This window comes from Arthrobacter sp. StoSoilB22, from assembly GCF_019977315.1.
Lineage (GTDB): Bacteria > Actinomycetota > Actinomycetes > Actinomycetales > Micrococcaceae > Arthrobacter.
On record NZ_AP024652.1, the window covers coordinates 3,328,877 to 3,355,193 of the forward strand.

Sequence of the window (26,317 nt, forward strand, 5' to 3'; positions counted from 1 at the left end):
CGTCAAACGTCTAACCTTTAGATATGGCCGCGACGACTCCTCTTACCCCCAGCACTGGAAACATCCCCACTGTGAGCAACGCCCAGGTTGCCCCCGCAGTCCTTGCGAACCCTTCGGCTCCCAAGACGCGCGTCGTCGCCGTCGTCGGCATTATTGCCGTGGTGCTCATCGGCCTGAACCTTCGGGCAGGCATCACCAGTGCCGCGGCGTTGTTCCACGATCTGCAACAGGTACTGGGCTATGGCGCGTTGGTGGCCTCCATCCTGCCGTCCATCCCGCTGTTGTGCTTTGCGGTTGCGGGCATGGGAACGTCATGGCTCACGCGTCGGGTGGGTGTGGAGAAAGCCATCGCAATTGCGCTGGCACTGCTGACTGGCGGTCTGCTGGTCCGCGGCGTTCCGGTAACAGGTGCACTCCTCGGAGGCACCGTCCTGGCGATGTCCGGCCTGGCCGTGTGCAACGTGGCCATGCCGTCCTTCATCCGCGAGCACTACTCCGAGCGCACCTCCATGATGACAGGCCTCTATACCTTCACCATGTCCGGCGGCGCCACCTTCGCCGCAGTCGTCAGCGTTCCCTTGGCCCAGGAGCTCGGTTCCCCGTCGATGGGCCTGGCTGCCTGGGGCTTGCTGGGCGTCGCGGCCCTGCTTGGATTCCTGCCGGTAGTCCTGCACACTCACCGGAACACCACCAAAACTGATCGCCCAAGGGTCTCCATGTGGCCTCTCCTGCGCACCCGCTTGGGCATCCTGATCACCTCGATCTTCACCTTCCAGGCGTTCCTTGCCTACGCCGTAATGAGCTGGTTCGCGTACATCCTCACGTCGCAAGGCCTTAGCGCCTCCGAAAGCGGCCTGCAGTTTGGCGTGATGCAGCTGGTGTCCGTTGCCGCCGGCATGATCCTGTTAGCCTTCGGCTCCCGGCCGGGAATGCTGCGCCCCGCACTGTATCTCGCCAGTAGCTCCACGCTGGTGGCCATTGCCGCCATGCTCTGGCTGCCAACGTCATTGGCCGTTGTCCCTGCTGTTCTGTTCGGATTCGGCTTGGGCATTTTCCCGCTGGTTCTGGTGATCATCAGCCGCAGCGGACGCTCGACGGCGGAAACCACCGCGCTCTCCACCATCGCCCAATCGCTGGGATACTTGATTGCGGCAATTGGTCCCTTCGGCATGGGACTCCTCCACAGCGCCACGGGCGGCTGGGTGTTGCCCCTGAGCCTGCTGTCGGTGGTTGCCGTGGCGCTCATGGTTACTTGCCACATGCTCACCAGTAAGCGCACTGCCACCAAAACCGGACCGAGGACAGCATGACCCTTACGCCTTCGCATCGCCCGGCCCTTGCCGAGGAGATCACCGCCAAGCTGCGGGACATGATCAAGTCCGGTGAATGGCCGCTCCAGGAGCGAATTCCTGCCGAGCCCGAGCTCATGTCCACACTGGGCGTTTCGCGCGGCACCCTCCGCGAAGCCATCAAGGCGCTGGCCCACTCCGGCATGTTGGAAGTCCGCCGCGGCGATGGCACCTACGTCAGGGCCAACAGCGAGATGTCCGGCGCAGCCCAGCGCATGTACCTGGAGCACACCCAGGAACATATCGTGGAAGTCCGCCTGGGCCTGGACACCCAAGCAGCCCGTCTGGCTACCAAGCATGCCACCACCGAGGACCTGGCCGAGATGCGGCGCCTCCTTGCCTTGCGGCACGATGCCTGGCAGGCCGGGGACTACCCCATCTGGGCCAGCGCCGACTGGGAATTCCACGAACGCGTAGCCCTGGCCTCCGGCAATCCGCTACTGCACCAGCTCTACGCTTCCTTTGGCGGTGTCTTCCACAACGATCTGCTGCGCCAACAACGCAAGGGTGGCTTCAACGGCATCCCCCGCGAAGGCCACGACGAATTGGTTGATGCCCTCGAAGCGCACGATCCCGATGCCGCCGTGCAGAGCGTGTACCGGAATCTGGATTACTGCTCGGACTCAGCGCCTCGGTAACTTTCGGCGATGAAGGCGACGAAGACGATGAAGGTGATGCTGAGGAACGACTCAGGGCGTGTCCGGTTGACACGTGCCCTCAGGAAAAGTCCAAACTGGTCGTATGGTCATCCGCGTTCACACCGAACCCAACTGCGGTAACGCGCCTCGGCATGAGGTTGCCCGCCGCTTAGCCGTAGCTCTCGCAGGCGCTGATTCAACAGAACTGGAATCGCTGCTCTCTCCCGATGCCGAGTGGGACGTTCTGGGAAAGGCAGCATCCCGGGGCCTACCTGCAATTCTTGCCAATGCCGAGCCGAGGAGCCCGGCCGTCGAGCTACGTGTTCTCTCGGTCATCACCCACGGCAGGGAAGCAAGCATTGACGGCGTGACGCTGTTCAAAGACGGTCAGGTGGTGAACTTCTGCCATGTGCTTCGTTTCGCGAACACCGCAAAGACCGCAGCGATCACAAAAATCCGGACCTATGAGGCAACGCCATAAGGCGTACCCTGCTGGTACCTCTGCACCGGATCGGTGCGCTGCGCCGCCTTGATGGCTTGGAATAGCCTGGCCCCAGTCAGGACAGGACCGCAACGCATCAGGTTGCCACCTCGATCCCCGCCCCGGCCGCGTCCCTGAACCTCGCATTGACCAGCACCACGTCGCGCCCGGCCCGGTCCAGCAGGCTCGCGGCAACACCCGCCCGGTATCCAGTGGCGCAGTGCACCCAGATCCGGGCATCCGGTACCTCCGTGATCCTCCCCAGGAGCTCGTAAACGGGGATGTTCAGCGCACCCGCCACGTGCGAGGTCCCGAACTCATCCGGACGGCGAACATCCAGGACCACGTCCTCAGGGTTCCGCTCCCTCAACAGCAACGTCCAGTCCCCGTGCGGGTAGCTTGCCTGCGGGTACCCCGGCGCCCACTCACCAGGGTGGGGCCCGACGGCGGCATCCGGACTATCGATGCCGATTCTCGCCAGGTCGCGGATCGCCTTCTCAACCTCGTCGAAAGGTCCCAATAGTGTGAGGGGCTGGTTCCACGGGATCACCCAGCCGAGGTAGCTGGTGAAATTCTCTCCGCGGCCGTACTCAAAACACACGCTGCCCTGGAGATGGCTGTCCGCGAAGGCTACGCGGTGCCGCAAATCCACCACCCACTCCCCGGCCCTCAACCGCCGGCCCAGCTCACCGGCTTCCACGGAATCCGGCACGGACAGGTCCGCTGCGCCCGGACCGGCGGCGTTGAGAGGGCTCATGTGGGCGTAATACGCGGGGTACGCCGTGAGATTCTCCAGCAACTCTGCAACGAAGTGGTCCTCATCAGGGTCCGTCAGTGCGTGGTTGGAGAGAGCTTGCTCGCCAATGGTTGACGATTCCTGGCGGCTGGCAGGCCCGGTCGAGCAGAAGGATCCGAAGCCGTGGGTCGGGTAGAGCGGAGCGTCTGGATGAGCCGAGGACACCAATCGACGGACCGATGAATACTGATGGTGTGCCAGCGTCGCGGTGTCATGGGACGAGACCAGGTCCGTCCGCCCCACCGAGCCGTAGAGCAAGCTGCCGCCGGAAAACACAGCCGCCGGGCCGCCGTCGTGCGCTTCATCCCGCACCACATATGACAGGTGGGTATGGGTGTGCCCGGGGGTCGCCACCACGGTGACTACAAGGCGGCCGACGCGGAGGACCTGGCCATCGGAAACGGGGACACGGGTGAACGTGACGTGGTCCTCGGCGTTCACGAGATAGGCAGCCCCGTGTTTTTCGGCCAGCACCAACCCGCCGGTGACGTAGTCGTTATGGAGGTGGGTTTCGGCAACGTGCGTAATACGGACGCCCGCGTCCCTCGCAGCGGCTTCCACCCGGTCAATGTCTCGTTGGGGATCAACTACCAGAGCCACATCGCCGTCGTGCACAAGGTAGCTGCGGTCGCCCAACGGAGGAGTTTCGATGACGACGACATCCATGATTCAGGGTACCGCTGAGGCCCAAAACCTCGGGGGTTTTAACAGAAGCGGGGCCACCCGAAATGAGTGACCCCGCCCTGCATGGAACGACTAGACCTGTGCGGCGACGCCATCGCGGGAGATGTTGACCATGTCCTCGCGCGGAACAACCTTGATGCGCTCGCGCTTGACCTCAACACCGTGGGAGGTGCCGGCCTCGGTTGCTGCGGCGCCGAGGGCGAGCTCGTGGGCGTCCAGTGCCAGCCAGCCTTCCCAGCTGGTGAACTTCACGCCGCGGGAGTCCAGGAGATCAACCACTGCATCAGCTGCGGGAACCTCGGCAACCGGCAGGTTCTCGCGGTCTTCCAGCAGGTACGTGACGGTTTCCAGGGCGTCGCCCTTGGTGTGGCCGATCAGGCCTACGGGACCACGCTTGATCCAGCCCGTGGCGTAGAGGCCCGGGACGTGCTGGCCGTCGGCGTCCAGGACGCGGCCGCCGTCGTTGGTGATGACGCCCTTCTTGTGGTCGAACTCGACGTCCGGCAGGGCCGAACCGAAGTAGCCGATTGCGCGGTACACGGCCTGGACCGGGTAGTCGATGAACTCGCCGGTGCCGCGGGCGTTGCCCGTGCCGTCCAGTTCGGTGCGCTCGAACTTGATGCCCGCAACCTTGCCCGGAGTCTCGGCGGAGTCAACGATCTCCACCGGGCTGTGCAGGAAGTGAAGGTGCAGGCGGCGGGAAGCCTTCAGCTCGGAGAGGTCCTCGGGCTGCTCGGCGATCCAGTTGGTGAGCGTGCCAACCATGGTCTTGATCTGGTTGTTCGTCTGGACCTGGCGGTCGGACTCTTCGTCGAATTCGAAGTCCTCGGCGTAGAGGATGATGTCCACGTCCTTGGAGTGCGAGAGTTCGCGGAGTTCCAGCGGGGTGAACTTCACCTGTGCCGGGCCGCGGCGACCGAAGACGTGCACGTCCGTAACGGGTGAGGCCTTCAGGCCGGCGTAGACGTTGTCCGGGATTTCGGTGACCAGCAGGTCATCAGCGTGCTTGGAAAGAACACGCGCTACGTCCAGGGCCACGTTGCCGTTGCCGAGGACAGCGATTTCGGTGGCCTCCAGCGGCCATTCGCGGGGAACGTCCGGGTGTCCATCGAACCAGGAAACGAAGTCCGCGCCACCGAAGGAACCCTCAAGTTCGATGCCCGGGATGTTCAGGTCCGCGTCCTTGATGGCGCCGGTGGCGAAGATGATGGCGTCGTAGTGCTTGCGGAGGTCCTCAATGGAGATGTCCGTGCCGTAGTCCACGTTGCCGAAGAAGCGGATGTCGCCGCGGTCCAGAACCTTGTGCAAGGCGTTGACGATGCCCTTGATGCGGGGGTGGTCCGGTGCGACGCCGTAGCGGATCAGGCCGTACGGTGCCGGGTAGCGATCGAAGAGGTCGATGCTGACCGTGAGTTCGCCGCTCTTGACGGCCTCGCTCTTGGTCAGGATGTCCGCTGCGTACACGCCGGCCGGGCCGGAGCCGATGACGGCGACGCGAAGCGGACGGTCCGCAGAACCTACGGGGGTGCTAATTGACACGGCTGTGTTCCTTCTTCTTCTCAGTTACTGCGGACGCGGGGACGGTTGGGGGTAATAGTGCTGTAGTCAGCGGTCTTGAAATGTTGCGGGGCAAAGGGGCTGACACGGACCACATCGCCGATCACAATGACCGCCGGGTTGGCCACGCCGACGGCTTCCGCCTGGTCCGCAATGGTGCCCAGAGTGCCGATGGTGACGCGCTGATCCGGCAAATACCCGTTCTCTACGATACCTACTGGCGTGTCCAAAGGCAGACCCGAGCCTGCCAGCGCAGCCGCGGAATCACGCAATTGCGCCACTCCCATGAGCAAAACCACAGTGTGATCGGGGCGTGCGGGGACTTCGGACAGCTCTTCGTGGCCGGTCACCACGCTGAAGCCTTTGGCCAGGCCACGGTGCGTCACCGGGATACCGGCGGCGGCCGGAACCGAGATTGCCGACGTCACGCCGGACACTACTTCAACCTCGACGCCGTTCTGCCGGCAGAATTCTGCTTCCTCGCCTCCGCGCCCCAGGACGTAGGGGTCGCCGCCTTTGAGGCGGACCACGCGGTTGCCCTTGAGGGCTTCCTCCACCAGGATGCGGTTGATCTCCAGCTGCGGCACCGGGTGGTGGCCGGGCGTCTTGCCTACCTCGATCACGCGGACATCCGGAGCGAGTTCTTTCAGCAGCTCACGGGGGCCAAGACGGTCCGCCACTACGACGTCGGCCTGGCCCAGCAGGCGTCGGCCGCGGACGGTGATGAGTCCCGAGTCGCCGGGGCCGCCACCCACCAAAGCCACAGAGCCAAGGGGTGCCTTGCCGGCGGCGTCCAGCTTACGGTGCCGGCGGAGCGGAAGATCACCCGTTTCCAGTGCGGTGGCAACAGCGTTGCGAAGGGCCATGGCGCGGCGAGGGTCTCCCCCGGCATTGATGGCGATCTTGACGTCGTCCACCACGGCAACGGCCGGCGTCCACGCAGCGGATGCTTCGTGATCAGAGGCGTTGACGCACCAGACGCGCTGAGCCTCGGCGTCGGCCGCTACCTGGGTGTCCACAGCGGCTGTGCCAGTAGCGGTCTGGACGAACCAGACGCCGTCGAGGTCCGAGGTGCGGTACTCCCGCGGCTCCCAGGTGAGGAGCCCGGATGCCGCCTGACCGCGAAGTGTTTCGGTGGCAACGGGTGCGACCACGGTGACTTCAGCACCGGCGTCGAGCAGTCCCTTGGCGCGACGCTGCGCAACGGGGCCGCCGCCAACCACCAGCACCGGGCGGCCGAGCAGCCGCAGGGCGGTGGGGTAAATGTCCTGTATTGCCATGAAAAAACTGTAGGGCGGCTCCGTAACATGCTTCAAAGGCTCGGAAACACCCGGTAACGCTGGGTAATCCAACGTCACATAATTCCCCGCTCAAGTCGGAGAAACACTGTCCCTGAGCCTCAGGTAATAGGCCCGCTGCTCCTTGCCGAGGTGCTCGATCGCGTAACGAAGCGCCGTCCGCGGCATGGTGGCAGCGTGTTCATCCAAGAAAGCCAGGAGGCGCTCGCGGCTACTGCGCCCGGCATCCCGGACCCAACCACCCACGGCTTTGTTAATGAGGTCTTCAGCGTCATGGAGCAGGATCTCGGCGATGGCGAAAGTGTCGTCCAGCTGGCCTTCGCGGATGAACGCCGACGTCGCCACGATGGCTGTCCGGCGCTCCCACATGTCCTCCGAACGGGCCAAGTGATAGAGGGGATCGCGCGGCTTATCCATCAGCCACCCACCCACAACCCGTCCGGCACCCAGGTCAACAAGGTCCCAGTTGTTGATGCGGTCGTGCCTGCGCAGATACAGCTCGTAAAGTTCCCTGCGCCGATCTTCAGTGGTCTTCTTTTTCTGCATTTGCAGGGCCATGATCTTCACGGCCCCGGCCCTTGCCTCGTGGATGTCCTGCTCCAGGAGTTCCTCAATCTCCTTCGGGGGCATGGCTGCGAACTCCTTGCCGAGAGTGAAAACCTCGCCCATGCGGACGCCCAGGAAAAAGTCACCCTCGGCATAGTCTCCTTGACCCGTCTTGAAATACCGCTGGTATTTGGCCTGTTCGACGTCGGACTGCCGCACTTGCAGCCGTGCCAGAAACTCGACGGCGGTGGGCTGGGTGCCAGGCGCCAGCGCGGCTCTTGGGGACTTGCCTGCCTTGGGGGCCTTGGCAGCGGTGGCCGTCTTCCCGGTGTTGAGTTTCTTACCGGTGTCTGGGGTCTTTCCGGACTTGGGGGTCATCCCTCAATAATGCGCCTAAAAGACCGACCAGCCAGTACGCGTAGTGAATTCGTCCAGCGCGGCCACACCAGCCACCGAGTTGCCCGACCTTCCCAGGCCGGGACTCCACACACTGATGGAGCACTTGTTGGGCACCACGGCCACTATCCCTCCGCCGACGCCACTCTTGCCCGGCAGCCCCACCCTGTACGCGAATTCGCCCGCAGCATCGTAGGTACCGCAGGTGAGCATGACAGCGTTGATTCTTTTGGTCTGCGCGGGGGAAAGCACCAGTGTCCCATCTGCACCCAAACCGTTGGATGCAAGGAACCGGGTTGCGAGCGCCAGGTCTTCGCACGTCATGGCCAGGGCGCATTGCTCGGCGTAAGAGTTCAGGACCTCCTCCACGGGGTTTTCCAAGTTGCCGCAGCTCGCCAGGAAATGCGCCAGCGAGGCGTTGCGGTGCCCTTTGCCCAATTCGGAGGACGCCACGCGGTGATCCGTGTCGACGCCGGCATTGCCGGTCTCTTGGCGCATCAGGTCCCGGACTGCGTGGGCGGCGTTGCCCGTCAGGCTAAGGAGCCTGTCCGTCACCACAATGGCTCCGGCGTTGATGAACGGGTTCCGGGGAATGCCGTCCTCGCTCTCGAGCTGAACCAGCGAGTTGAAGGGGTTGCCCGACGGTTCACGGAAAACCCTCTTCCAGATGTGGTCGCCATCGGCAGCCAACACCAGGGCGAGGGCGAAGACCTTCGAGATGCTTTGAATGGAGAATTCCACATGGGCGTCCCCTGCGGAGAAGACATCGCCTTCCCGGGTGACTACCGAGATCCCGAATTGATGCGGGTCTACTGCGCCGAGTTGCGGGATATAGTCCGCTACTTTGCCTTGGCCGATGTGCGGTTGAACCGCCCCGACAATGTCTTCGAGAAGGTTTTGAATGTCCACGGGATAACCTTTGCTTTCTGCGTAGCCCCCTCGCCGTTGAAGGGACTGACAAGTGTTCGCGCGCTCTTGGCGCAACAACACACAGCCAGCAACACTACCTGCCTTAAAGCGGCTCCGTATGGACCGCTGGCGTACACGCAGGGACGTTACGCACAGCCATAGGTTATGTGGCCAGGTGTGGACTCCATCCGATGGCAGGGGCTACGTGCTTTGCTACGTTCCTCAGGAGCTTGGCGTTGTAATCCACTCCCAGCTGGTTGGGCACAGTGAGCAGGATGGTGTCAGCCGCTTGAACCGCAGCGTCCTTGGCAAGTTCCTCTGCCAACTGATCGGGCTCCCCGATGTAGCTTTTGCCGAAGCGGGACAGCGCGCCGTCGAGGACGCCCACTTGGTCCTTGCTGTCGGCTTGGGCGCGGAGGCCGAAGTAGTGGTTGTCTACCTCGTCCACAATCGGGATCACGCTGCGGCTGACTGAGATCCTCGGCTCAAGGTCGTGCCCGGCTGCGGCCCAGGCCTCACGGAACATGTGGATCTGTTCGGCCTGCAACTCATCAAACGGCACGCCTGTGTCCTCGGTGAGGAGTGTGGAGCTCATAAGGTTCATGCCCTGCTCTGCGGCCCACACGGCAGTTTTCCGGGTGCCGGCTCCCCACCAGATCCGCTGTGAGAGGCCCGGTGACTGGGGTTGGATGGGTAGCAGCCCCGTGGCTCCGCCAGCGTAGTGCGGATCGGCTTCGGCAACACCGTGCCCGGCGATGGCTTTCCGGAACAGCGCCGTGTGACGGCGTGCCATGTCGCCGCCGTCCTCGCCGTCGGCGGGGACGTAGCCAAAGTTCGCGGCGCCGTTCCGGGCAGGCTCGGGTGAACCGCGGCTCACGCCGAGCTGCAGACGCCCATCGCTGATGAGGTCCGTGGCGGCGGCTTCCTCGGCCATGTAGAGCGGGTTTTCGTAGCGCATGTCGATCACGCCTGTGCCGATTTCGATCCGGCTGGTCCTGGCCGCGATCGCGCTGAGGAGCGGGAAGGGAGAAGCCTGCTGCCGGGCGAAGTGGTGGACCCGGAAGAAAGCCCCGTCTATGCCCAGTTCCTCCGCCGCGACAGCGAGTTCAATCCCCTGCTTCAGGGCCTCCCCAGCCGTGGGAACCAATGAGCCAGGTACACGCGCCCAGTGTCCGAAGGAGAGGAAGCCGATCCGTTTCTTGTGCATGCTCAGGACAACCGTGCGGGGGGCGAGGGAATTCCACATACGCTGATTCCTCGTTTGCATCCATACCCTCCAGGGGTATGGTAGAGGTGAACGTAACCCCAGTGGATAGTCGGCGGAAGGAGGCCCAACGTGAGCCCATCAGCACTTCTACAGCCCCTTCGTCGGGCTTCCCTGCTCGTACTGGTGTTTGGCGTCATTGCCGGAATTTTCGGCATGCATGTGGTGACGGACTCCCATGCGACCCATTCCGCTCCCGCTACTCAGGCTTTAGCGCTGCACAGTGCTCATCTCGGGCATTCAACGCCCGGCTCCCAAGCAGCCAGCACGCTCCACCACCCGCTGGGTTCCAGCATTGATGCACAGTCCTGCTCCTCGGGGAGCTGCTCATGTGCAGAATCAACCGCTGACCACTGCACCCCCTCGTTGAAGACTGGCTCCTTGGTCGCTCCGCTTCCGGGCAGCGGAGCTGGCGGCTTGGCTGATGGTCCGTGGGCCACAGTCGAAGCACCGCGAGCGTGGACCTATGTCCCTCCCAAGCCGTCCCTGAGTCAACTTTCGATCAGTAGGACGTAAGCGTTTTGCCTTGGCGGCCCCAAGTTTTGCCGCCTTCGCAAGGCCTCGCATCCCTCCACGTAGGACCACGAGGCAATCATCGTGCTTATCACCAGGATGGCTCGCGCCCCGGGCCGCCCCACTATCGAAAGACCACAACCCTGATGAACAAAACCCAGCTCACCCTTAGCGCCGCCACTTTTGCAGGTCTCCTTGCTGTGGCGGGCTGTGCCTCTCCCGCGAACCCTGGCTCCATGCCGGGAATGGACCACGGAAACTCCAATACCAGCGCGCCCACCAATATCACTTCTGCAGAGCACAACGCGGCGGACGTCATGTTTGCCCAGATGATGATTCCCCATCATGCCCAAGCGGTGGAGATGTCCGATGCCATGCTCGCAAAGGCCAACATTCCTGCCGCGATAACGGAGTTGGCCAATAAGATCAAAGCGGCTCAGGCACCCGAAATTGAGAAGATGACGGGCTGGCTCCAGAGCTGGAACATGCCGGTCATGGGTTCCTCAGGTCATGGCGGCCACGGCATGGACGGCATGGTCAGCGAAAGCGAACTCCAGAAACTCAGTGAAGCCCAGGGCACGGAAGCGTCCAAGCTCTTCCTCTCACAGATGATTGCCCACCATGAAGGCGCCATCAGCATGGCCAAGACGGAGATCAGCCAAGGCAAGTTCCCGGAGGCCATCCAGTTGAGCAAGGACATCGTGACCTCGCAGGAGAAGGAGATCCAGGAGATGAAAACCCTGCTGGCCACGCTCTAGCAGGCCTGTTGCACGGCGAACGCACGACGGCGGCAGGTCGCCGTCGTGCGTTCGCGTCGGGTTTTCCGCCAGGCACCGCAGTCTCTACCGCCTGGCGCCCCCGTAACCTCTGGCGCGGAAGGCGCGAAAGGGAGCGGTCCCCACGCCGAAAAGGTGCGGTAGGCGGAAACGGGTGCGGCAGGCGGAAACGGGCGCGCGGTGCGGGCCCGGCACTCAATCGGCTCGTCGATAGTGCATGTAGACCGCGCCGTTGCTGAGCGGCTCCGATGAGACAAGCTTGAGGTGCCGGGTGCTGGGCAGTCCGCCCTGATACAGGGTGGGCCCGTGGCCAGCGATCATGGGATGGATAAGGAACTTGTATTCGTCGATCAAATCAAGACGGTCCAGTTCTGTGGCTAGTTTGCCGCTGCCGACCAGCACGCCCTCGGGGGTCCTGTCCTTGAGTTCCTGCACCGCAATCTGCAGATCGCCAACAAGATGGTGGCTATTGGTCCAGGGGAATTTTGACCGAGTGGACGATACGACGTACTTGGGTATTGTCTCCAGGGTCAGCGCCCACTCCCGCAACGCTGGCGGTGCGTCTACTTCACCGCTTGCCACCAAGGGCCAATAGCTCTCCATCATTTCGTAGGTAGTACGGCCCCAGAGCATTGCACCCCCCTGCTCCAGAAGACGGGTGAAGAGGGCATGAGTCTCGTCGTCCGCGATTCCCTCCCGGTGGTCGACGCAACCATCAAGAGTGACGTTGATACTGAACGTTAGAAGGCCCATTCGACGATTCTAGGTGCGCGCAGAGAGCGGAGGAAGGGGAGCCAGAAGCCGATGGGATGTGAACCCGCGAACAGGAGTTTGTGTACACATAATGCCCCTAAGAAGGGCTCTTAAGGGCATTATGTGTACGAAAACTCCGGAGGGTTAGCGGCTGCTTCCCGCCAGCAAACCCCGACGCTGCAGCAAACGCTTCTCAATGGGCCCGAACACAAGCAGTTCGATCAGGATTCCCACAAACAGGATCAGCAGGATCGCGGACATCACGATTGTCATGTCGGAGAGCAAACGCCCCTGATCCAGCAGCGAGCCCAGGCCGAACCCAATCGTTCCGCCCACTGCGATGATCTCTGCGGCCATGAGTGAACGCCAGGAGAAAGCCCAGCCCTGCTTCAAGCCGCCGATGTACCCGGGAAGAGCTGCTGGCAGGACAATCTGCAGTGCCATCTGGAGACGGTTCGCTCCGAGAACTGTGCCCACACTGCGGTACTGCGGCGGGATCTGGTCCACACCGGAGATGAGCCCGTTGATGATGGACGGGATAGCGCCCATGAACACCACGAAGTAGACGGTGGCGTCAGTGAGGCCAAACCAGATGATGGCAGCGGGAACCCATGCCACGGAAGGGAGCACCTGCAAACCGGAAATGAGCGGCCCGAACGCACGGCGCAAGGGAGCCACTTGAGCCAGGATCAACCCCACGGGGGTAGCGATGACCACCGAAATCAGGAAGCCGATCACACCACGCTGCAGAGACGTCCACACTGCTTCCTGGACTTTACCTTCGCCCCACATGGTGACGAACTGGGTGAGAACGTCCAGGGGCCCGGGAACCAGGTCACGTCGTTTGAACTCGAGGGATACGTAGAACTGCCACGCAAGAATCAGGACCACCAAGGCGGCAACAGGCAGCAGGACGCGCTTCCATTCGATGCCAGCTTTGCGTCCGCTGTCCGACTGGAGGTTGTCCAGGCCTGCTTCAAGGTCCCGGAGTTCCGAGGCGTTGCCCTTCAGCGACGGCGAGGTGATGTGCTCTTTGGAATCTGTCACGGGAAGGGTCCGCTCTTCGGTGGTGATGGGGTTACTTGGCATGGCGGCGGATCTCCTCGCGAAGGCGGCGCGTGATGGTTCCGGTGAGCTCCCCGGCGCGGCCGGCATCGGTTCGATGCTCTTCGGTAACGTCCCATTCGGCCACCACGCGGCCGGGACGCGAGGACAACAGCAGTACGCGTTGGCCCAGGCGAACGGCCTCGCGGACGTTGTGGGTAACGAACACGATGGTCCGGCCCGTTTCCTTCCAAATCCGCTCAAGTTCGTCGTGCAGAAGGTCGCGAGTGATGGCGTCAAGGGCAGCAAACGGCTCGTCCATCAGCAGCAACTGACGGTCCTGAGCCAAGGAGCGGGCCAAGGCAACGCGCTGCCTCATGCCGCCTGACAGTTCGTGGGGACGCTTATCCCCCGCGCCGCCCAAATGCACCAGTTCCAAGAGTTCCGTGGCGCGGGCACGCCGGCTGGCCTTGGTGCTGGACTTGTCTGCAAGCTGCAACGCCAACTCAATGTTTCCGCGCGCGGTCAGCCAAGGGAACAGGGACGCGTCCTGAAACATGAAGGCGGCACCGTCGCTGGGTACTTCAAGAGCGCCCGACGTCGGCCTTTCCAGTCCCGCCATGATGTTTAGCAGGGTGGACTTGCCGCAGCCGGACGCACCGAGGAGGGCGACGAACTCGCCCTGCGCGATGGTGGCGTTGACGTCGTCCAGCACCGGGGCGCCGTCGCCGAAGCGCTTGCCCAGGTTCTCGAGTACGACTGGCATGGTCCCGTCCTTCGTGTTGATTGGTAGAGCTGATGTGGCCAAAGGCCGGCCCGCTCCCCCGTTTATTGGGAAGCGGACCAGCCTGTTACTGCTTAGTCCTGGCCGAGACCTGCAGCTGAGGTCTTCTTGCCTTCAACCTCGTTCAATGTGCGAAGGTCGAAGATGCCGTTGATATCGGCCTTCTGAGTGGTTCCGGCTTTGACGCCGTCTTCCAGGAGCTTGTTGTAGGTTCCAGCCAGCGGATCGGTGGTGAACTTGATGTTCTGCAGAGCGCGTTCAATCACGTTCGCGGGAAGCGGCTTGCCTGCCGTGTCCTTGAGAACCGCGTTGATGGTGGTCGCCTTCTCCTCAGCCGAGGCCGAGTTGAGCCAGTTCACGGATTCAACGTGGCCCTTCAGGAGCGCCTTCACGGTTTCCGGGTGTTCGGCAGCGAACTTCTTGTTCACGATCAGGATGGTGGTAGTGAAGTCACCGTTCTCCCAGAGGTCCTTCTCGTCAACCAACACCTTCGCTCCGGCTTCGAGCACCAGACGGGAGGCCCAAGGCTCAGGCAACCACGCGCCGTCGAGCTTTCCGTCTTGGAAGAGCTTCAGCGACTGGGCGTTCTCGGTGGGGTTGATGTTCACGTCGCCGCTGCCATCGGTGTTGGTCTTGAAGCCTTGATCGCCCAACCAGGCTCGGAGGGCCACATCCTGGGTTCCGCCGAGCTGCGGGGAGCTGAGGATCTTGCCTTTGAGGTCGGCTGCGGAGGTGATCTCCGGCTTGACCACCAGCTGGGCACCGCCTGAAGCGGCACCGGCGATGATGCTGATGGACTCGCCCTTGCTCTTGACGAAGGAGTTGATGGCCGGGTTCGGGCCGATGTACGTGGCGTCGATGGCGCCGGCGTTCAAGGCTTCGATTGCGGCGGGGCCGGCGTTGAAGACCTGGGTGCTGAGCTTGGTTTCGCCAAGTTCCTTGGCAATGAGGCCCTGGCTGGTGCCTACCAGCGCGGGGCCGTGCGTGACGTTGCTGAAGTATCCGAGTTTGAGTTCGGCTGCAGGCGTGGTGGTGGGTGCCGGTGCAGCTTGGTTGTTTTGCGAGACAGCGGAAGCAACTGCAGCGCCTGCACCGATCAGCAGCACGAGGCCGACGGCGAGGCCGATTTCCAGTGTGCGGCGGCGCTTGGGCTTGGATGCGGATTCACCGGCGACGATGCGGGTGGTGCCCGTGTTGGGCGACTCGGGTGTGTTAGCCATGGGGGTGGGTCCTTAGGAGATGTGGGATGCGAGAGGGGCGAAGATCAGGCCCCGTGACATCGCCCGTCGAGGGCAAGCAAGGACCATTCCGGAGAGGTCATGCCTTCACAGTAGGGACTGTCATATTTCGGCTTCAATCCCGTAGAAATCAAGGTTCACGCAGGTTCACGTGGCGTCATATTCGTTGCCAGGCCTTCAATGTCGCGTGGAGTTGTGCGGCAGCATCCACCTATGAGATGGGCGCCCCGGTCAAGCCAAAAAGCTGCGTTGCCCGCCAAAGTTCCGTTACCTTGAACGCCCTCCGAAGGACCCCACGTCTTGGTCACAGCATCGTAGGTCTCCCCCGAATTCGGGTACGCCACCAGCGGCTTGGTCGAGGACTTCTGAAGGTTGCCAAGCGCTTCGGTCACCAGTTCCAGCGGCACGCAATTGACGCCGACGGCGGCCACCCGCGGTTCCGCGCTGAGCAGCGCAGTCACGTCAGCAATCGGCGTTCCGTCACTGATGTGGCCGCTGTCCCGCAGCGTGAACGTAAACCAGGATTCGACGTCGAACTCCGCCACGAGCGCCAACAGCGCCTCTGCTTCGGCGTACGACGGCAGGGTCTCGCATGCCAGGAAATCCACGCCGGCCTCCACGAGCGCAGAGATGCGCGGGCGGTGGAAGTCCCGGAATTCCGCGGCGGAAAGCGTGTAATCGCCGCGGTATTCAGAGCCATCAGCGAGGTAGGCGCCGTACGGGCCAACGGATCCGGCCACCAATAAAGGCCCACTCGCTGAACCTTCCGCCAAGGCTTCCTGTCGGGCTTCATCGGCCAGCCGGAAGCTCAACGCCACCAGCTCCAATGACTCTTCAACGGACAATCCGCGCCGCGCAAAACCCAGCGGCGTCGCCTGGTAGCTGGCCGTAATGGCCACAGAGGCACCGGCGTCGAAGTAGTCGCGGTGGACCTGTTTGATCAGGTGCGGCTGCTCCAGCAGGACCTTGGCCGACCACAATGCGTCCTCCAGATCGCAGCCGTGGGCTTCCAGTTCCGTGGCCAACGCACCGTCCAGGACCAGATCCTTGCCGGCGTTGAGGAGCGTGCTGAGCGTGGTGTTCTGTGGCATGGGTCCTTCCCAAAAAGAAAACCGCAGCTTGTTCGAAATTCCCGCCGTACAACGTGAGGAGTCGCGAACAAGCTGCGGTTTTGTGACTACGTGTGACCCTAAATGACGTAACGTTCGTCTTCGTGGTCGCCGGGGTGGTCCTTCACCAAACCAGCGGCAAGAGTGTTGCCGTCGATGGGGTCGATCACCAGGAAAGCGCCGGTGCGGCGGTGGTGCAGGTAGTTCTCCAGCGGCAACGGAGCGGACAGGCGCAGCTGTGCGTGTCCGATGTCGTTGAGCTCCAGATTGGTCGCGGGCTCCACGTTGAACGTGGCCAGGTCAAGCTTGCCCGTGACGTTGCGGACCAGTGCCTGGACGGTGCGCGTACCGTGCTTCACCAGGACCTTCTGGCCTTCGCGGAGCGGCTTCGGTGAAAGCCATGCGAGCGACGCATACAGGTCAGCTGTGCTTTCGCGGACAGTTCCGGCAGCGGCGATAGTGTCGCCACGGGCGATGTCGATCTCGTCGGCCAAACGGACGGCCACTGACTGCGGAGCAGCAGCTTCCTCCAGCGACTGACCGGCAAAGTCGATGCCGATCACCGTGGTGGTGCGAGGTTCGTGGCCCGGGCTGATCACAGAAACTTCGTCGCCAACCTTCACGGAGCCTTCGGTGATCTGGCCTGCGTAGGCGCGGTAATCGCGGTACGCCTCCACATCGAGCCCACCAGCTACAGCGTCGGGAGCGAGGGCACCCTGCGGGCGGATGACCAGCTGGACCGGGAAGCGGAAGCTCTCCAGTTCGGCCTCAAGCTCGTCAGCAGCAGGGAGGGTTTCGAGGACCTCCAGCAGTGCCGGGCCCGTGTACCAAGGGGTGCGCTCAGAGCGGTCCACCACGTTGTCGCCGTCAAGCGCCGAAACGGGAACCACCAGCAGATCAGCAACACCATCGGAACCAAGACCCAGCTCTCGGGCAACCTTCTGCACGTCCGCTTCGATGTCGCGGAACACCTGCTCGCTGAAGTCCACCAGGTCGATCTTGTTCACGGCCACAATGACGTGGGCGACGCGCAGCAACTGCAGCACAGACAGGTGCCGGCGGGTCTGCTCCAGCACACCCTTACGGGCGTCAATGAGTACGACGACGGCATCCGCAGTGGACGCGCCGGTCACCGTGTTCTTGGTGTACTGAACGTGGCCGGGGCAATCCGCCAGGATGAAGCTGCGGCGGTCCGTAGCGAAGTAGCGGTAGGCGACATCGATGGTGATGCCCTGCTCGCGCTCGGCACGCAGGCCGTCGGTCAGGAGGGCCAGGTCAATCCCACCTTTTTCCCCGCCGAAGCCGCGGTCCGCAGAGGTGCGGGCAACGGCGTCGAGCGTGTCAGCAAGAATTGCCTTGGAATCGTGAAGGAGGCGGCCCACCAAAGTGGACTTGCCGTCGTCCACCGATCCGGCAGTGGCGAAACGGAAAAGGGTGGTGGGCAGGGCTGTTTCCAGCCCGGCAGCCAATGTTTCGGTGCTCATTTAGAAGTAGCCGTCCTTCTTGCGGTCTTCCATGGCTGCCTCGGAGATGCGGTCATCTGCTCGGGTGGCGCCACGTTCGGTCAGGGTGGAGGCAGCGACTTCAACAACGACGTCGGCCACGGTGCGTGCGTCGGACTCGACAGCACCTGTGCAGGACATGTCGCCCACCGTGCGGTAGCGCACCAGCTTGGTGATGACTTCCTCGTGCGGCAGCGGCTGGGAAACTTCGCCCACAGCGCGCCACATGCCTTCGCGGGCGAAGACTTCGCGCTCGTGGGCGTAGTACAGGCTGGGAAGCTCGATGTTCTCGCGTTCGATGTAGCGCCAAATGTCCAGCTCGGTCCAGTTGCTGATGGGGAACGCACGGACGTGCTGGCCCACAGTGTGGCGGCCGTTGTACAGGTTCCACAGTTCGGGGCGCTGGTTGCGCGGGTCCCACTGGCCGAACTCGTCGCGGAGGCTGAGGATGCGCTCCTTGGCACGGGCCTTGTCCTCGTCACGTCGGCCGCCGCCGAACACGGCGTCGAACTTGTTGCGCTGGATGGCGTCCAACAGCGGAACGGTCTGCAGCGGGTTGCGAGTGCCGTCGGCGCGCTCGGCAAGCTCGCCGCGGTCGATGAACTCCTGCACGGAGCCAACAACCAACTTCAAGCCAAGGCGCTCAACGGTGCGGTCACGGAAGTCGATGACCTCCGGGAAGTTGTGGCCGGTGTCCACGTGAAGGACCGGAAACGGAACCTTGCCCGGCCAGAACGCCTTGGTGGCCAGGTGCAGCATGACCACGGAATCCTTGCCGCCGGAGAACAGCAGCGCAGGCTTCTCAAACTCGGCAACAACTTCGCGGATGATGTGAATGGCTTCGGACTCGAGGGTGTCCAGTGACGAAAGGCGAGTCGACTGCAGAGCCGAAGCAGCAGATGCCGCCCCGGGAGTGGCATCGGGCCTGTCGAAGCTGGACGCAATGCTGCCTGCAGCATTGCCGTCCAGCGAAGGGGCGGGGGCGGCATCTGCTGCGTAGGCGTCCGTTGACGTTGTTTGGGTGCTCATGTGTGTAGTCCGCATTCTGTCTTGTCGGAACCTGCCCAGCGGCCGGCGCGGGGGTCTTCACCCGGGGCCACTTTGCGGGTGCAGGGCTGGCAGCCGATGGACGGGTAGCCCTGGCTCAGGAGGGGGTTGACGGGAAGGATGTTGTCCTCGGAGTACTCGATCAGCTGATCGAAGGTCCAGTCGACCATCGGGTTCACCTTGACCAGGCCGAAGCCCTCATCCCAGGTGACCACGGGCGTGTTGGTGCGGGTGGGTGCTTCGTCTCGGCGGACACCGGTGAACCACACCTCGTAGCCGGCCAGCGAGCGGCGCAACGGCTGGACCTTGCGCAGCGCGCAGCACTGGGCGGGGTCGCGGGCGAACAGGTCCTTGCCCAGGAGCCTGTCCTGCTGTTCCACAGTGGTTTCGGGAAGGACGTCCACCACGTTGACGCGGAGATTCGCCGCGACTTCGTCGCGCGTCTCGTACGTTTCCTTGAAGTGGTAGCCGGTTTCCAGGAACAAGACATCGACGCCGGGAAGCTGGTCCGCGACCAAAGCCGGCAGGACGGCGTCGGCCATGGAGCAGGCGACCGTGACCGTAGGCAGCTCGAAGTTGCGGGCCACCCAGGCGATGACATCCCGGGCAGGAGCGTTCCAGCCGAGCTCAGCGGCGCCGGATTCGGCCAGGGCCTTAAGTTCCTCATGGGAACGAAGCGCCGGACGGGCTGGTGCGCTGGCGAGGTTGGTAATGGTGACGGGATCTGTCATTGGAGATCTCCTTCATCTGCCGAGTGTGCCCACTCTGCGAAGGTCTGGCCCTCGGCGCCAACGGCGACGAACTTACGGACCACGCGCTCCACATAGTCGGGCAGGTCTTCCACCGTGACCTTGAGGCCGCGGACGGTACGTCCCAAACCGGCTTCCTCGCGCTCGTTGTTGGCCAGCCCGCCACCGAGGTGAACCTGGAAACCCGGGGTGGGGTCGCCGTCGGGCGTTGGCAGCATCATGCCCTTCAGGCCGATATCGGCCGTCTGGATACGGGCGCAGGAGTTGGGGCAGCCGTTGATGTGGAGGGACAGTGCCGACGGGAGCTGCTTGGTTTCCACGAGGTCGGCCAAGCGGCGCTCCAGCTCAGCGATGGCCGTAGCAGCGGTGACCTTGGTTTCCACGATGGCCAGCTTGCAGAACTCGATGCCCGTGCAGGCGATGGTGCCGCGGCGGAACACGGACGGACGAGCCGAGAGGCCCAAAGTGTCCAGTTCGGCGATGAGCGGCTCAACCTGCTCTTTGGCCACGTCCAGGATGACCAGCTTCTGGTGAGGAGTAGTGCGCAGGCGGTAGCTGCCGTGCTTCTCCAAAGTGTCCGCCAGCGTAACGAGTGCCTCGCCGGACGTGCGTCCCACAGTCGGGGTCACGCCGATGAAGAACTTGCCGTCCTTCTGCTCATGAACACCAATGTGGTCACCGGGAGCCGTGGGCTTGGGAGCTGCAGGGCCATCGGGAAGCTTGAAGCCGAGGTATTCGTCCTCAAGGATCTGGCGGAACTTGGCCGGTCCCCAGTCGTTCATGAGGAACTTCAGGCGGGCCTTGGTGCGCATGCGGCGGTAACCGTAATCGCGGAAGATGCTGGTGACGCCGAGCCACACCTCTGCGGCGACGTCGGCGGAAACGAACACACCCAGGCGTTCGGCCAGACGCGGGTTGGTTGACAGGCCGCCGCCAACCCAGAGGTCGTAGCCCGCACCGAGCTCAGGGTGAACCACGCCTACCAAGGCGAAGTCGTTGATCTCATGCACCACGTCCTGGGACGGGTGGCCCGTGATGGCGGTCTTGTACTTGCGCGGCAGGTTAGCCAGCTCGGGATCGCCGATGAAACGCTCGGCGAGCTCGTGGATCAGCGGCGTGGGATCGATGATCTCGTCCTTGGCAATGCCCGCAACCGGGGAGCCGAGGATGACGCGGGGAACGTCGCCACAAGCCTCAGTAGTAGACAGCCCGATACCTTCGAGGCGGCGCCAAATTTCCGGCACGTCCTCAACACGGATCCAGTGCAGCTGGATGTTCTGGCGGTCCGTGAGGTCCGCTGAGCCGCGGGCGAAGTCCACGGAAATCTGGCCAATAACGCGAAGCTGCTCGGTGGTCAGCGCGCCGCCGTCAATGCGCACACGCAGCATGAAGTACTTGTCCTCGAGCTCGTGCGGTTCAAGCGTTGCCGTCTTGCCGCCGTCGATCCCGGGCTTGCGCTGGGTGTAGAGGCCCCACCAACGGAAGCGGCCGTGAAGGTCCGTGCCGTCGATCGAATCAAAGCCTTCTTTGGAGTAGACAGACTCAATGCGCTCACGGACGTTCAGCCCGTTGTCTTCCTGTTTCCAGGTCTCGTTGGCGTTGAGTGGAGCGGTGCCGTCAACCTTCCACTGGCCGTGGGGCTTGGCGGCAGGGCGGGTGCGCGCCCGACGCGAGGGGACTGCGGTGTCCGCGGACGCACCGGCTACAGCTGTATCTGTCATACATCGACTGTAGGTCTGGCCAGTTTTCGCCAGCAAAGGTCCGGAAACGCGAAGTCACCTAGGGAAACATTTCGTCACGAAGGCTTCATCGGCCTTGTTGCAGCGGGCTTCTTATGCAGGTTCATATTGTGGCGCGGTGGCCCTCTTCGTGACGCTTTTTTTGGGTTTTTTCTGGGCTGCGATGCCGGCCCTACGAATTAGTAGCATCCTCTCAAGTCCTGCTTTTCCGGTCCCGGAGGAGCCGTTTTGGGGGGATGTGGTGACGATCAGCTGGGATATTGACCCTGCCGGTACGCGGGCTGTGCTGGCTACCGCGGCGGCGGATGCGGACGGGCAGAACCAAGCTGCCGCACGGTTGGGCGCCTCGCTCGATGGCGCAGGCACTGTGGTGGGCGGTGGTCTGGTGGGCAAGGCCCTTCATGAGTACGCCGAGATCTCCGTACTCCCCCACCTCACAGCCATCGCCGGACGGTCCAACCGCATCATCGAAGGCGCAGCGGTCGCGTTGACGGCTTATGTACGGGCCGACGCCGACATGGCGCGACAGGCGCAGGCCTCGGCATCCACCCTGGCAGCCGACGGGTCAGGGTTGGGTCGTGTCTCGGGGCTCGACGGCGGCGGCTCGCTGTCGTGGGGCGGTCGCCGTTCGCCCGAGCGCGGCTGAGTACGGCATGGCAGACAACTTTGGCAGGTGTATCGCCCCGCAGGGCGGCGTCCCGGGCCTGGACTTAGCGGCGTTGCCGATGGTCCCGGATCCCGCCGCACTCGATTTGGCGGCAAAGGACCTACACGCCGCAGGAGCCGGACTCCGGGATGCTGTCACCACAACCGCAACGAACTGGAACGCTCTGGCCGTCCCGTTCCACACCCCGGAACTCCCTGACCTCCGGGCCGCTTTCACCCCGGTGAGAGTCATGGCCGGCACAGTCAACGACGGCACGTCCGTGGCCGCCGCGGCTTTGTCCGAATTTGCCACTGCCTGCCAAGCCGTGAAGACCCTGTCCGGGAATCTCACGGAGGACGCCTCGAAGCTCAGTAGTCGCATCGACCTCAAAGGTGATGACTGGGGGACCGTCCCGGCGATCGTGGACGAACAGCACCGGCTCCTCGCCGAACTCAACAAGATCAAAGCCCGGTTCGCAGAAGCCGAGCAGGACTGCGCGAACAAGATCCGCGGAGTGTACGGCGGAACCCGCTACGTCAGCGCCACCGACGCCGCGGCCCGAGCCGATGGTTCCAACGTCTACGCGGTGGACGCCCCCACCCTGGATGCCTTGGGCGAGGAAGGCAAACTCCCCTGGGGTGCACCCGTTGAACGGGCAAAACTGCACGGTTGGGCAGGAGCCGCGCAGGGCGCCCTGGACACCCTGTGGGAAACCGCGGGTACGGCATACTCGCTGTCCTGGATGTCAGCCGTGGCGAGGCCTTCCGTGCCCGAACTGGGCCTCGAAGAGACGCCCAGCGGCGAGGACACCCTGAAAGAAATCGGCAAGACCCTCTTGAACATTGGCACTTTCATCTCCCCCGGCGTCTGGCTGGATCGTGCCATCACCGGCAAACAAGAGGACCAGGACGCAGCTGCCGCCGAGCTCAGCCAGGCCCTGCCCGCCATGCTCCATGCCGAGGCGTGGGCGAAGGGCGAATGGGAATACGCGCTGACCCGCAACACCATCGACCTCGGCGCAGCGCTGGCCACCGGCGGCGGAACAACAGCAGTACGCGCCGGCGCCCTCCTCGAAAAGGTTCTGGCGGACCTCGCGCCCGCAACTAGCGCCAAAATCTCCGATGCCATGGCCGGCGTCAAGGTCGCCACCTTGGAACATGCCCTCAAACCAGCACTCCAAGGGATGGCCAACGTCCTGGATCACCTCGACGACGGCGGAGGTGCCGTCCGCGTAGCCGACGGGTTCTCCGGGGTGGGCCGTGGCCCCCTCGGTGGCTTGGCAGAGGACCTGCTCCAAGGCATAGAACGCCTGGACCAGGCCGCCCACCGGCCCCCGGCGATCGGCACGCTAGGCAGGGCCGCGGAACACCACCAAGCCACCACCGATATGGTCTCCACTCCGCACCACAACCCGTCCAAACCATCGGTCCAGCAAGACCGACGAAAACGGACACACCAAACACGTGGCGGTGGTAGGGCTGGAACTTGGTGACGGCCAACGATCCCCGTACATCCAAGGTTCCGTTGGCAGGGAATCAACGGCCGAAATAGGCGACTGGGACCCTGACGTCGTTCCGCCCGACTACGACGGCGGCCACCTCATCGCGCGACTCTTCGACGGAATCGGCGAACGCATCAACACCGTCGGCATGCTCAAGGAACTCAACCGAAGTTCGGTTAACCGGAAGAACTTCTACAGGATAGAGATGCAACTACGCGACAAGTTGCTCGAAGTGCCGCCGCCTAAGATTAATCTGCAAATTGATGTCCTTCGACGACCGTCCATGAAGACACCCGAAAAATTCATCGTCCAAGCCTGGGCCGACGGCAAAGGTTTTGTTGATGAAACCTTCAATAACATAGTAGAAAGAGGCAGTCGATGACGGCGTCGCAACCGTCCAAGGACCCGTTCGAGCAGGCGCGCGAATACGAACGAATCATCGCAGAGGCAATGTGGTCCGTCCGTCCGGCAGATACAGCTTGGGATTCGCTGGTGTATGTCCACAATCAAATAGGCAGCCGGGGCAGCTCAATAACTAAGATCTTCCATCGCGGAGACTTGATCGACCGTAAGAGCATCATCAAAGAGATCGCATTCACGGTCGACGACCTTCGAGAATTAATGTACAAGCCCGGCAAAGGCACATGGTTCTCCATGACCATCAAAATCACTCGCGAAGGTGATGGTTGGGAGGCAGATTACAACTACACCGAAAAGCCCGTCTGGGAACTCGGCGAACCGGTCAACGACACCTACGCCCAGGAGCTGTACCTCTTCCCCCGCGACGAGGAACACATCCCCGACTGGTTCAAAGAAGAAATACGGGGATCCACTTGGACCCCTGAAACGGATTAAGGCGACGAACAGGATGACTCAGCACTCCGTCGCAACGGACCCATTCGAACAAAACTTGGCTGTCCATGACTCTGACCATCACCCCTGCTGGCATCGGCTGGGAGGCCAGCTACAACTACAACCAGAAGCCTGCGTGGGAGTCTCCGGAACCCGCAGAAGCGGACTACTCAGACGAACTTACGTACTTCCCCAGAAACGAGGACCACATTCCGGACTGGTTCAGGGAAGAACTCAAAGGGGTCAAGACCCCTTCACAAAAGCAGCAGGTTGGGAGAAGGACTTGAGGTCTATCTTGCAAGCGCGGCTTTGGTCGGGAAGGGCATCCATGAGCTGGACAGGCTTTGGCAGTTCGAACTTCTGTACCTAGCTGCCCAATCAGTGGCCATGAACCCAGGACTTTACAGAGCAGTAGAGCATCCCGGGGGCTTGACCCTGCGGGAAATCAACTGCACAAGCACACCGCGGCGCTGGCGCAACGCAGCTGGACTGGTTGACCTCATCGTGGGTGTGAAACATCCGCACGTACCTCGGATGGTCGGTACGCCGAACGGGGATGTTGCGCTGCTTGGCATTGTTCTGCTGCATCCCAAGGAGTCGGCCTACATAGAGTGGGGAGGGCCGGACGCTTGTTCGGTGATCGCACAGAGGCTGGAGGCGTTACCCCCCGAACTACTCAACAACCCTCGCCGCAAACCTGTCGTCAGCGGCTAGCCACCACTGCGTCGTACCGTTCCAGAGCGATCTCCGCCAACACAGGAGAAGGCAGCAAAGGTGCCGCAACAACGTCCGCGCCCGCCTTCGCCAACTGATCGTGGAAATAGCCGGTAGCCAACAGGTATGAGGCAATGAAGACCCTGCCTGTCCCACCGTCCGCGGCGAGTTCGGCACGCAAGGAGGCGACGCCGTCGGGCACTGTTGGCTGGGCACTGGCGCCATAGGCGACGCGCACTTTGTTCGGCAGCAGCCCGCCGAGCAGCCTCCCCTGCTCTTCCGAGTCAACCGAGCCGTCCGGAAGGGACGATCCAGCGGCGGCCAGCAGCACGCCGTCGTTCTCAGTCAGCCCGGCCGCACGCAGATGGTTGGCCAACAGCTCTGCCAGCCGAGGGTCCGGACCCAGGGGCCTGGCGGCAATTACCTCAGGGCGGCTCTTGATGGCTTTGGGCACGTCCACTTTGATGTGGAAGCCGGTAGAGAGCAAAAGCGGTACGACGACGGCGGCAGTCCCCTCCGGCAGGCCCTCCACCACGCCGCCCAGCTCCGGTTCCTGAACGTCAACGTACGCCTCAACAACACGCAAACCGGGGCGGAGAGTTTCAATGTCTGCCATCACGCGCCGGATGGCAGCCTGGCCTTCGGCGTTGCGGGTTCCATGGGCGCAAGCGATCAAAACGGGGCTGTTCATGGGAGCTAGCGTAACGTTGAGCCAGCACCTGTTGTTAAGCGCGTTAAGAAAGAACCCGTCCACTTGATTTCCTTTGACATTGTTCTTCTTTGGCTTGACCTCATCGGCGTGTTCTTTTTTGCTGTGTCAGGCTCGTTGTTGGCGGCCCGGAAGCAGTTCGACTTCGTGGGCTCCATACTTCTCGCGTCCATCGCGGCACTGGGCGGTGGCGTAATCCGTGACATCGTGATCAACGCCGGTCCCCCTATCGCTTTCACCAACCCCGCGTACCTGGCCCCGCCGTTGTTGGCTGCGCTGCTGGTTTACTACTTGTTCTCCTCCGTGCAGCGCTTCACCTCTCTGCTGACCCTGTTCGACGCCGGCGGGCTGGCCTTGTTCTGCATCACGGGCACGCTGAAGGCAATCGGCGCGGGCATGAATCCGGTGGCTGCGATCCTGCTGGGGGTCACCACTGCCGTGGGCGGAGGCCTGCTCCGTGACATCACCGCGAACGAAATCCCTACCCTGTTCAACAACCGCGACATCTATGCGCTGCCGGCCTTCGCGGGTGCCGGCTTGACCACCTTGTTGTGGAACCTTGGCCTGTTCAATGGGGTTACCGCTTGTGTCATTGCGGGCGTTGTTTTCGCTTTCCGGGTGACCGCGTGGCGGCGCAGTTGGTATGTGCCGTTGGCTGTGCGCGGATGGCATCGAGCAGCCACCGGTGGGGGCGCAATTTCGGGCCCCCGGGATTAGCTAGGA

General features: G+C 63.0%; 26 protein-coding genes. 10 read left to right on the plus strand and 16 right to left on the minus strand.

The genetic code is table 11. The features are described 5' to 3' along the window. Window positions 1-23: 23 nt before the first annotated feature. The 3 genes from LDN70_RS15530 to LDN70_RS15540 all read left to right on the plus strand — a co-directional run bounded on the left by LDN70_RS15530 (window position 24) and on the right by LDN70_RS15540 (window position 2,468). Entirely contained in the window at window positions 24-1,310 is a 1,287-nt protein-coding gene (locus tag LDN70_RS15530; RefSeq protein ID WP_223940696.1) for an MFS transporter, read from the plus strand. Then, window positions 1,307-1,987, plus strand: coding sequence for a FadR/GntR family transcriptional regulator (locus LDN70_RS15535; RefSeq protein ID WP_223940697.1), 681 nt, complete (start codon window positions 1,307-1,309; stop codon window positions 1,985-1,987). Before LDN70_RS15530 ends, LDN70_RS15535 begins: the two co-directional genes overlap by 4 nt. A 103-nt stretch (window positions 1,988-2,090) precedes the next feature. After that, entirely contained in the window at window positions 2,091-2,468 is a 378-nt protein-coding gene (locus LDN70_RS15540) for a nuclear transport factor 2-like protein (RefSeq protein ID WP_142938269.1), read from the plus strand. Window positions 2,469-2,565: 97 nt separating this feature from the next. Here the strand turns inward: LDN70_RS15540 and LDN70_RS15545 are convergent, their stop codons facing one another. The 6 genes from LDN70_RS15545 to LDN70_RS15570 all read right to left on the minus strand — a co-directional run bounded on the left by LDN70_RS15545 (window position 2,566) and on the right by LDN70_RS15570 (window position 9,861). Continuing rightward, complete coding sequence (locus LDN70_RS15545; protein WP_223940698.1) at window positions 2,566-3,930, minus strand: MBL fold metallo-hydrolase; 1,365 nt, start codon at window positions 3,928-3,930, stop codon at window positions 2,566-2,568. A 90-nt stretch (window positions 3,931-4,020) separates the two neighbouring features. Continuing rightward, a complete protein-coding gene (locus LDN70_RS15550; protein ID WP_166839803.1) occupies window positions 4,021-5,487 on the minus strand; it encodes an FAD-dependent oxidoreductase in 1,467 nt (488 codons plus the stop codon). A gap of 20 nt (window positions 5,488-5,507) precedes the next feature. Continuing rightward, on the minus strand, window positions 5,508-6,785 hold the full coding sequence (cobA, locus tag LDN70_RS15555; protein WP_142938266.1) for a uroporphyrinogen-III C-methyltransferase: 1,278 nt from the start codon (window positions 6,783-6,785) through the stop codon (window positions 5,508-5,510). Window positions 6,786-6,875: 90 nt separating this feature from the next. Continuing rightward, window positions 6,876-7,727: a DNA alkylation repair protein gene (locus LDN70_RS15560; protein ID WP_223940699.1), complete on the minus strand. Its 852-nt coding sequence runs from the start codon at window positions 7,725-7,727 to the stop codon at window positions 6,876-6,878. 15 nt (window positions 7,728-7,742) lie between these two features. Then, window positions 7,743-8,654: a glutaminase gene (locus tag LDN70_RS15565; protein WP_166839800.1), complete on the minus strand. Its 912-nt coding sequence runs from the start codon at window positions 8,652-8,654 to the stop codon at window positions 7,743-7,745. A gap of 163 nt (window positions 8,655-8,817) precedes the next feature. Further along, window positions 8,818-9,861 (minus strand): LLM class flavin-dependent oxidoreductase, encoded by a 1,044-nt coding sequence (locus LDN70_RS15570; RefSeq protein WP_223942664.1) that lies wholly within the window; start codon window positions 9,859-9,861, stop codon window positions 8,818-8,820. Window positions 9,862-10,577: 716 nt separating this feature from the next. On the opposite strand from LDN70_RS15570, the gene LDN70_RS15580 reads away from it, so the two are divergent. Next, a complete protein-coding gene (locus LDN70_RS15580) occupies window positions 10,578-11,189 on the plus strand; it encodes a DUF305 domain-containing protein (protein ID WP_223940700.1) in 612 nt (203 codons plus the stop codon). Between the two features lie 213 nt (window positions 11,190-11,402). Here LDN70_RS15580 and LDN70_RS15585 read toward each other — a convergent pair whose 3' ends face one another. From LDN70_RS15585 to LDN70_RS15625, 9 genes are all read right to left on the minus strand, one after another. Beyond that, entirely contained in the window at window positions 11,403-11,960 is a 558-nt protein-coding gene (locus LDN70_RS15585) for a dihydrofolate reductase family protein (protein ID WP_166839797.1), read from the minus strand. 144 nt (window positions 11,961-12,104) lie between these two features. After that, window positions 12,105-13,049: an ABC transporter permease gene (locus LDN70_RS15590; protein ID WP_011775722.1), complete on the minus strand. Its 945-nt coding sequence runs from the start codon at window positions 13,047-13,049 to the stop codon at window positions 12,105-12,107. Next, window positions 13,039-13,770 carry an ABC transporter ATP-binding protein gene (locus tag LDN70_RS15595; RefSeq protein ID WP_166839796.1) on the minus strand — a complete coding sequence of 244 codons (732 nt, stop codon included), beginning with the start codon at window positions 13,768-13,770 and terminating at the stop codon, window positions 13,039-13,041. The genes LDN70_RS15590 and LDN70_RS15595 overlap by 11 nt, the downstream gene beginning before the upstream one ends. A gap of 92 nt (window positions 13,771-13,862) precedes the next feature. Beyond that, complete coding sequence (locus tag LDN70_RS15600) at window positions 13,863-15,008, minus strand: ABC transporter substrate-binding protein (protein WP_142938258.1); 1,146 nt, start codon at window positions 15,006-15,008, stop codon at window positions 13,863-13,865. Window positions 15,009-15,163: 155 nt separating this feature from the next. Beyond that, window positions 15,164-16,117 carry a homocysteine S-methyltransferase gene (gene mmuM / locus LDN70_RS15605; RefSeq protein ID WP_223940701.1) on the minus strand — a complete coding sequence of 318 codons (954 nt, stop codon included), beginning with the start codon at window positions 16,115-16,117 and terminating at the stop codon, window positions 15,164-15,166. Between the two features lie 98 nt (window positions 16,118-16,215). After that, the gene (locus LDN70_RS15610; RefSeq protein ID WP_166839793.1) at window positions 16,216-17,619 is read right to left on the minus strand and encodes a sulfate adenylyltransferase subunit 1; all 1,404 of its coding nucleotides are present in this window, start codon (window positions 17,617-17,619) and stop codon (window positions 16,216-16,218) included. Continuing rightward, window positions 17,620-18,666, minus strand: coding sequence for a sulfate adenylyltransferase subunit CysD (cysD, locus tag LDN70_RS15615; protein WP_208095701.1), 1,047 nt, complete (start codon window positions 18,664-18,666; stop codon window positions 17,620-17,622). Then, window positions 18,663-19,415, minus strand: coding sequence for a phosphoadenylyl-sulfate reductase (locus LDN70_RS15620; protein WP_142938254.1), 753 nt, complete (start codon window positions 19,413-19,415; stop codon window positions 18,663-18,665). The genes cysD and LDN70_RS15620 overlap by 4 nt, the downstream gene beginning before the upstream one ends. Further along, entirely contained in the window at window positions 19,412-21,154 is a 1,743-nt protein-coding gene (locus LDN70_RS15625; protein ID WP_223940702.1) for a nitrite/sulfite reductase, read from the minus strand. Before LDN70_RS15625 ends, LDN70_RS15620 begins: the two co-directional genes overlap by 4 nt. Before the next feature lie 259 nt (window positions 21,155-21,413). Between LDN70_RS15625 and LDN70_RS15630 the strand changes: the two genes are divergently transcribed. The 5 genes from LDN70_RS15630 to LDN70_RS15650 all read left to right on the plus strand — a co-directional run bounded on the left by LDN70_RS15630 (window position 21,414) and on the right by LDN70_RS15650 (window position 24,458). Then, the gene (locus LDN70_RS15630) at window positions 21,414-21,818 is read left to right on the plus strand and encodes a DUF6507 family protein (protein WP_142938252.1); all 405 of its coding nucleotides are present in this window, start codon (window positions 21,414-21,416) and stop codon (window positions 21,816-21,818) included. Between the two features lie 7 nt (window positions 21,819-21,825). Further along, window positions 21,826-23,310, plus strand: coding sequence for a hypothetical protein (locus tag LDN70_RS15635; protein ID WP_223940703.1), 1,485 nt, complete (start codon window positions 21,826-21,828; stop codon window positions 23,308-23,310). Next, complete coding sequence (locus LDN70_RS15640; protein WP_286198861.1) at window positions 23,282-23,701, plus strand: DNA/RNA non-specific endonuclease; 420 nt, start codon at window positions 23,282-23,284, stop codon at window positions 23,699-23,701. The genes LDN70_RS15635 and LDN70_RS15640 overlap by 29 nt, the downstream gene beginning before the upstream one ends. Beyond that, on the plus strand, window positions 23,698-24,174 hold the full coding sequence (locus tag LDN70_RS15645) for a hypothetical protein (RefSeq protein ID WP_223940704.1): 477 nt from the start codon (window positions 23,698-23,700) through the stop codon (window positions 24,172-24,174). The genes LDN70_RS15640 and LDN70_RS15645 overlap by 4 nt, the downstream gene beginning before the upstream one ends. 65 nt (window positions 24,175-24,239) lie before the next feature. Further along, the gene (locus LDN70_RS15650; RefSeq protein ID WP_223940705.1) at window positions 24,240-24,458 is read left to right on the plus strand and encodes a hypothetical protein; all 219 of its coding nucleotides are present in this window, start codon (window positions 24,240-24,242) and stop codon (window positions 24,456-24,458) included. Between the two features lie 416 nt (window positions 24,459-24,874). Here the strand turns inward: LDN70_RS15650 and LDN70_RS15655 are convergent, their stop codons facing one another. Beyond that, entirely contained in the window at window positions 24,875-25,639 is a 765-nt protein-coding gene (locus LDN70_RS15655) for a sirohydrochlorin chelatase (RefSeq protein ID WP_223940706.1), read from the minus strand. Here LDN70_RS15655 and LDN70_RS15660 point away from each other — a divergent pair, their 5' ends adjacent. Beyond that, window positions 25,640-26,311 carry a trimeric intracellular cation channel family protein gene (locus LDN70_RS15660; protein ID WP_024817735.1) on the plus strand — a complete coding sequence of 224 codons (672 nt, stop codon included), beginning with the start codon at window positions 25,640-25,642 and terminating at the stop codon, window positions 26,309-26,311. Window positions 26,312-26,317 lie beyond the last annotated feature (6 nt).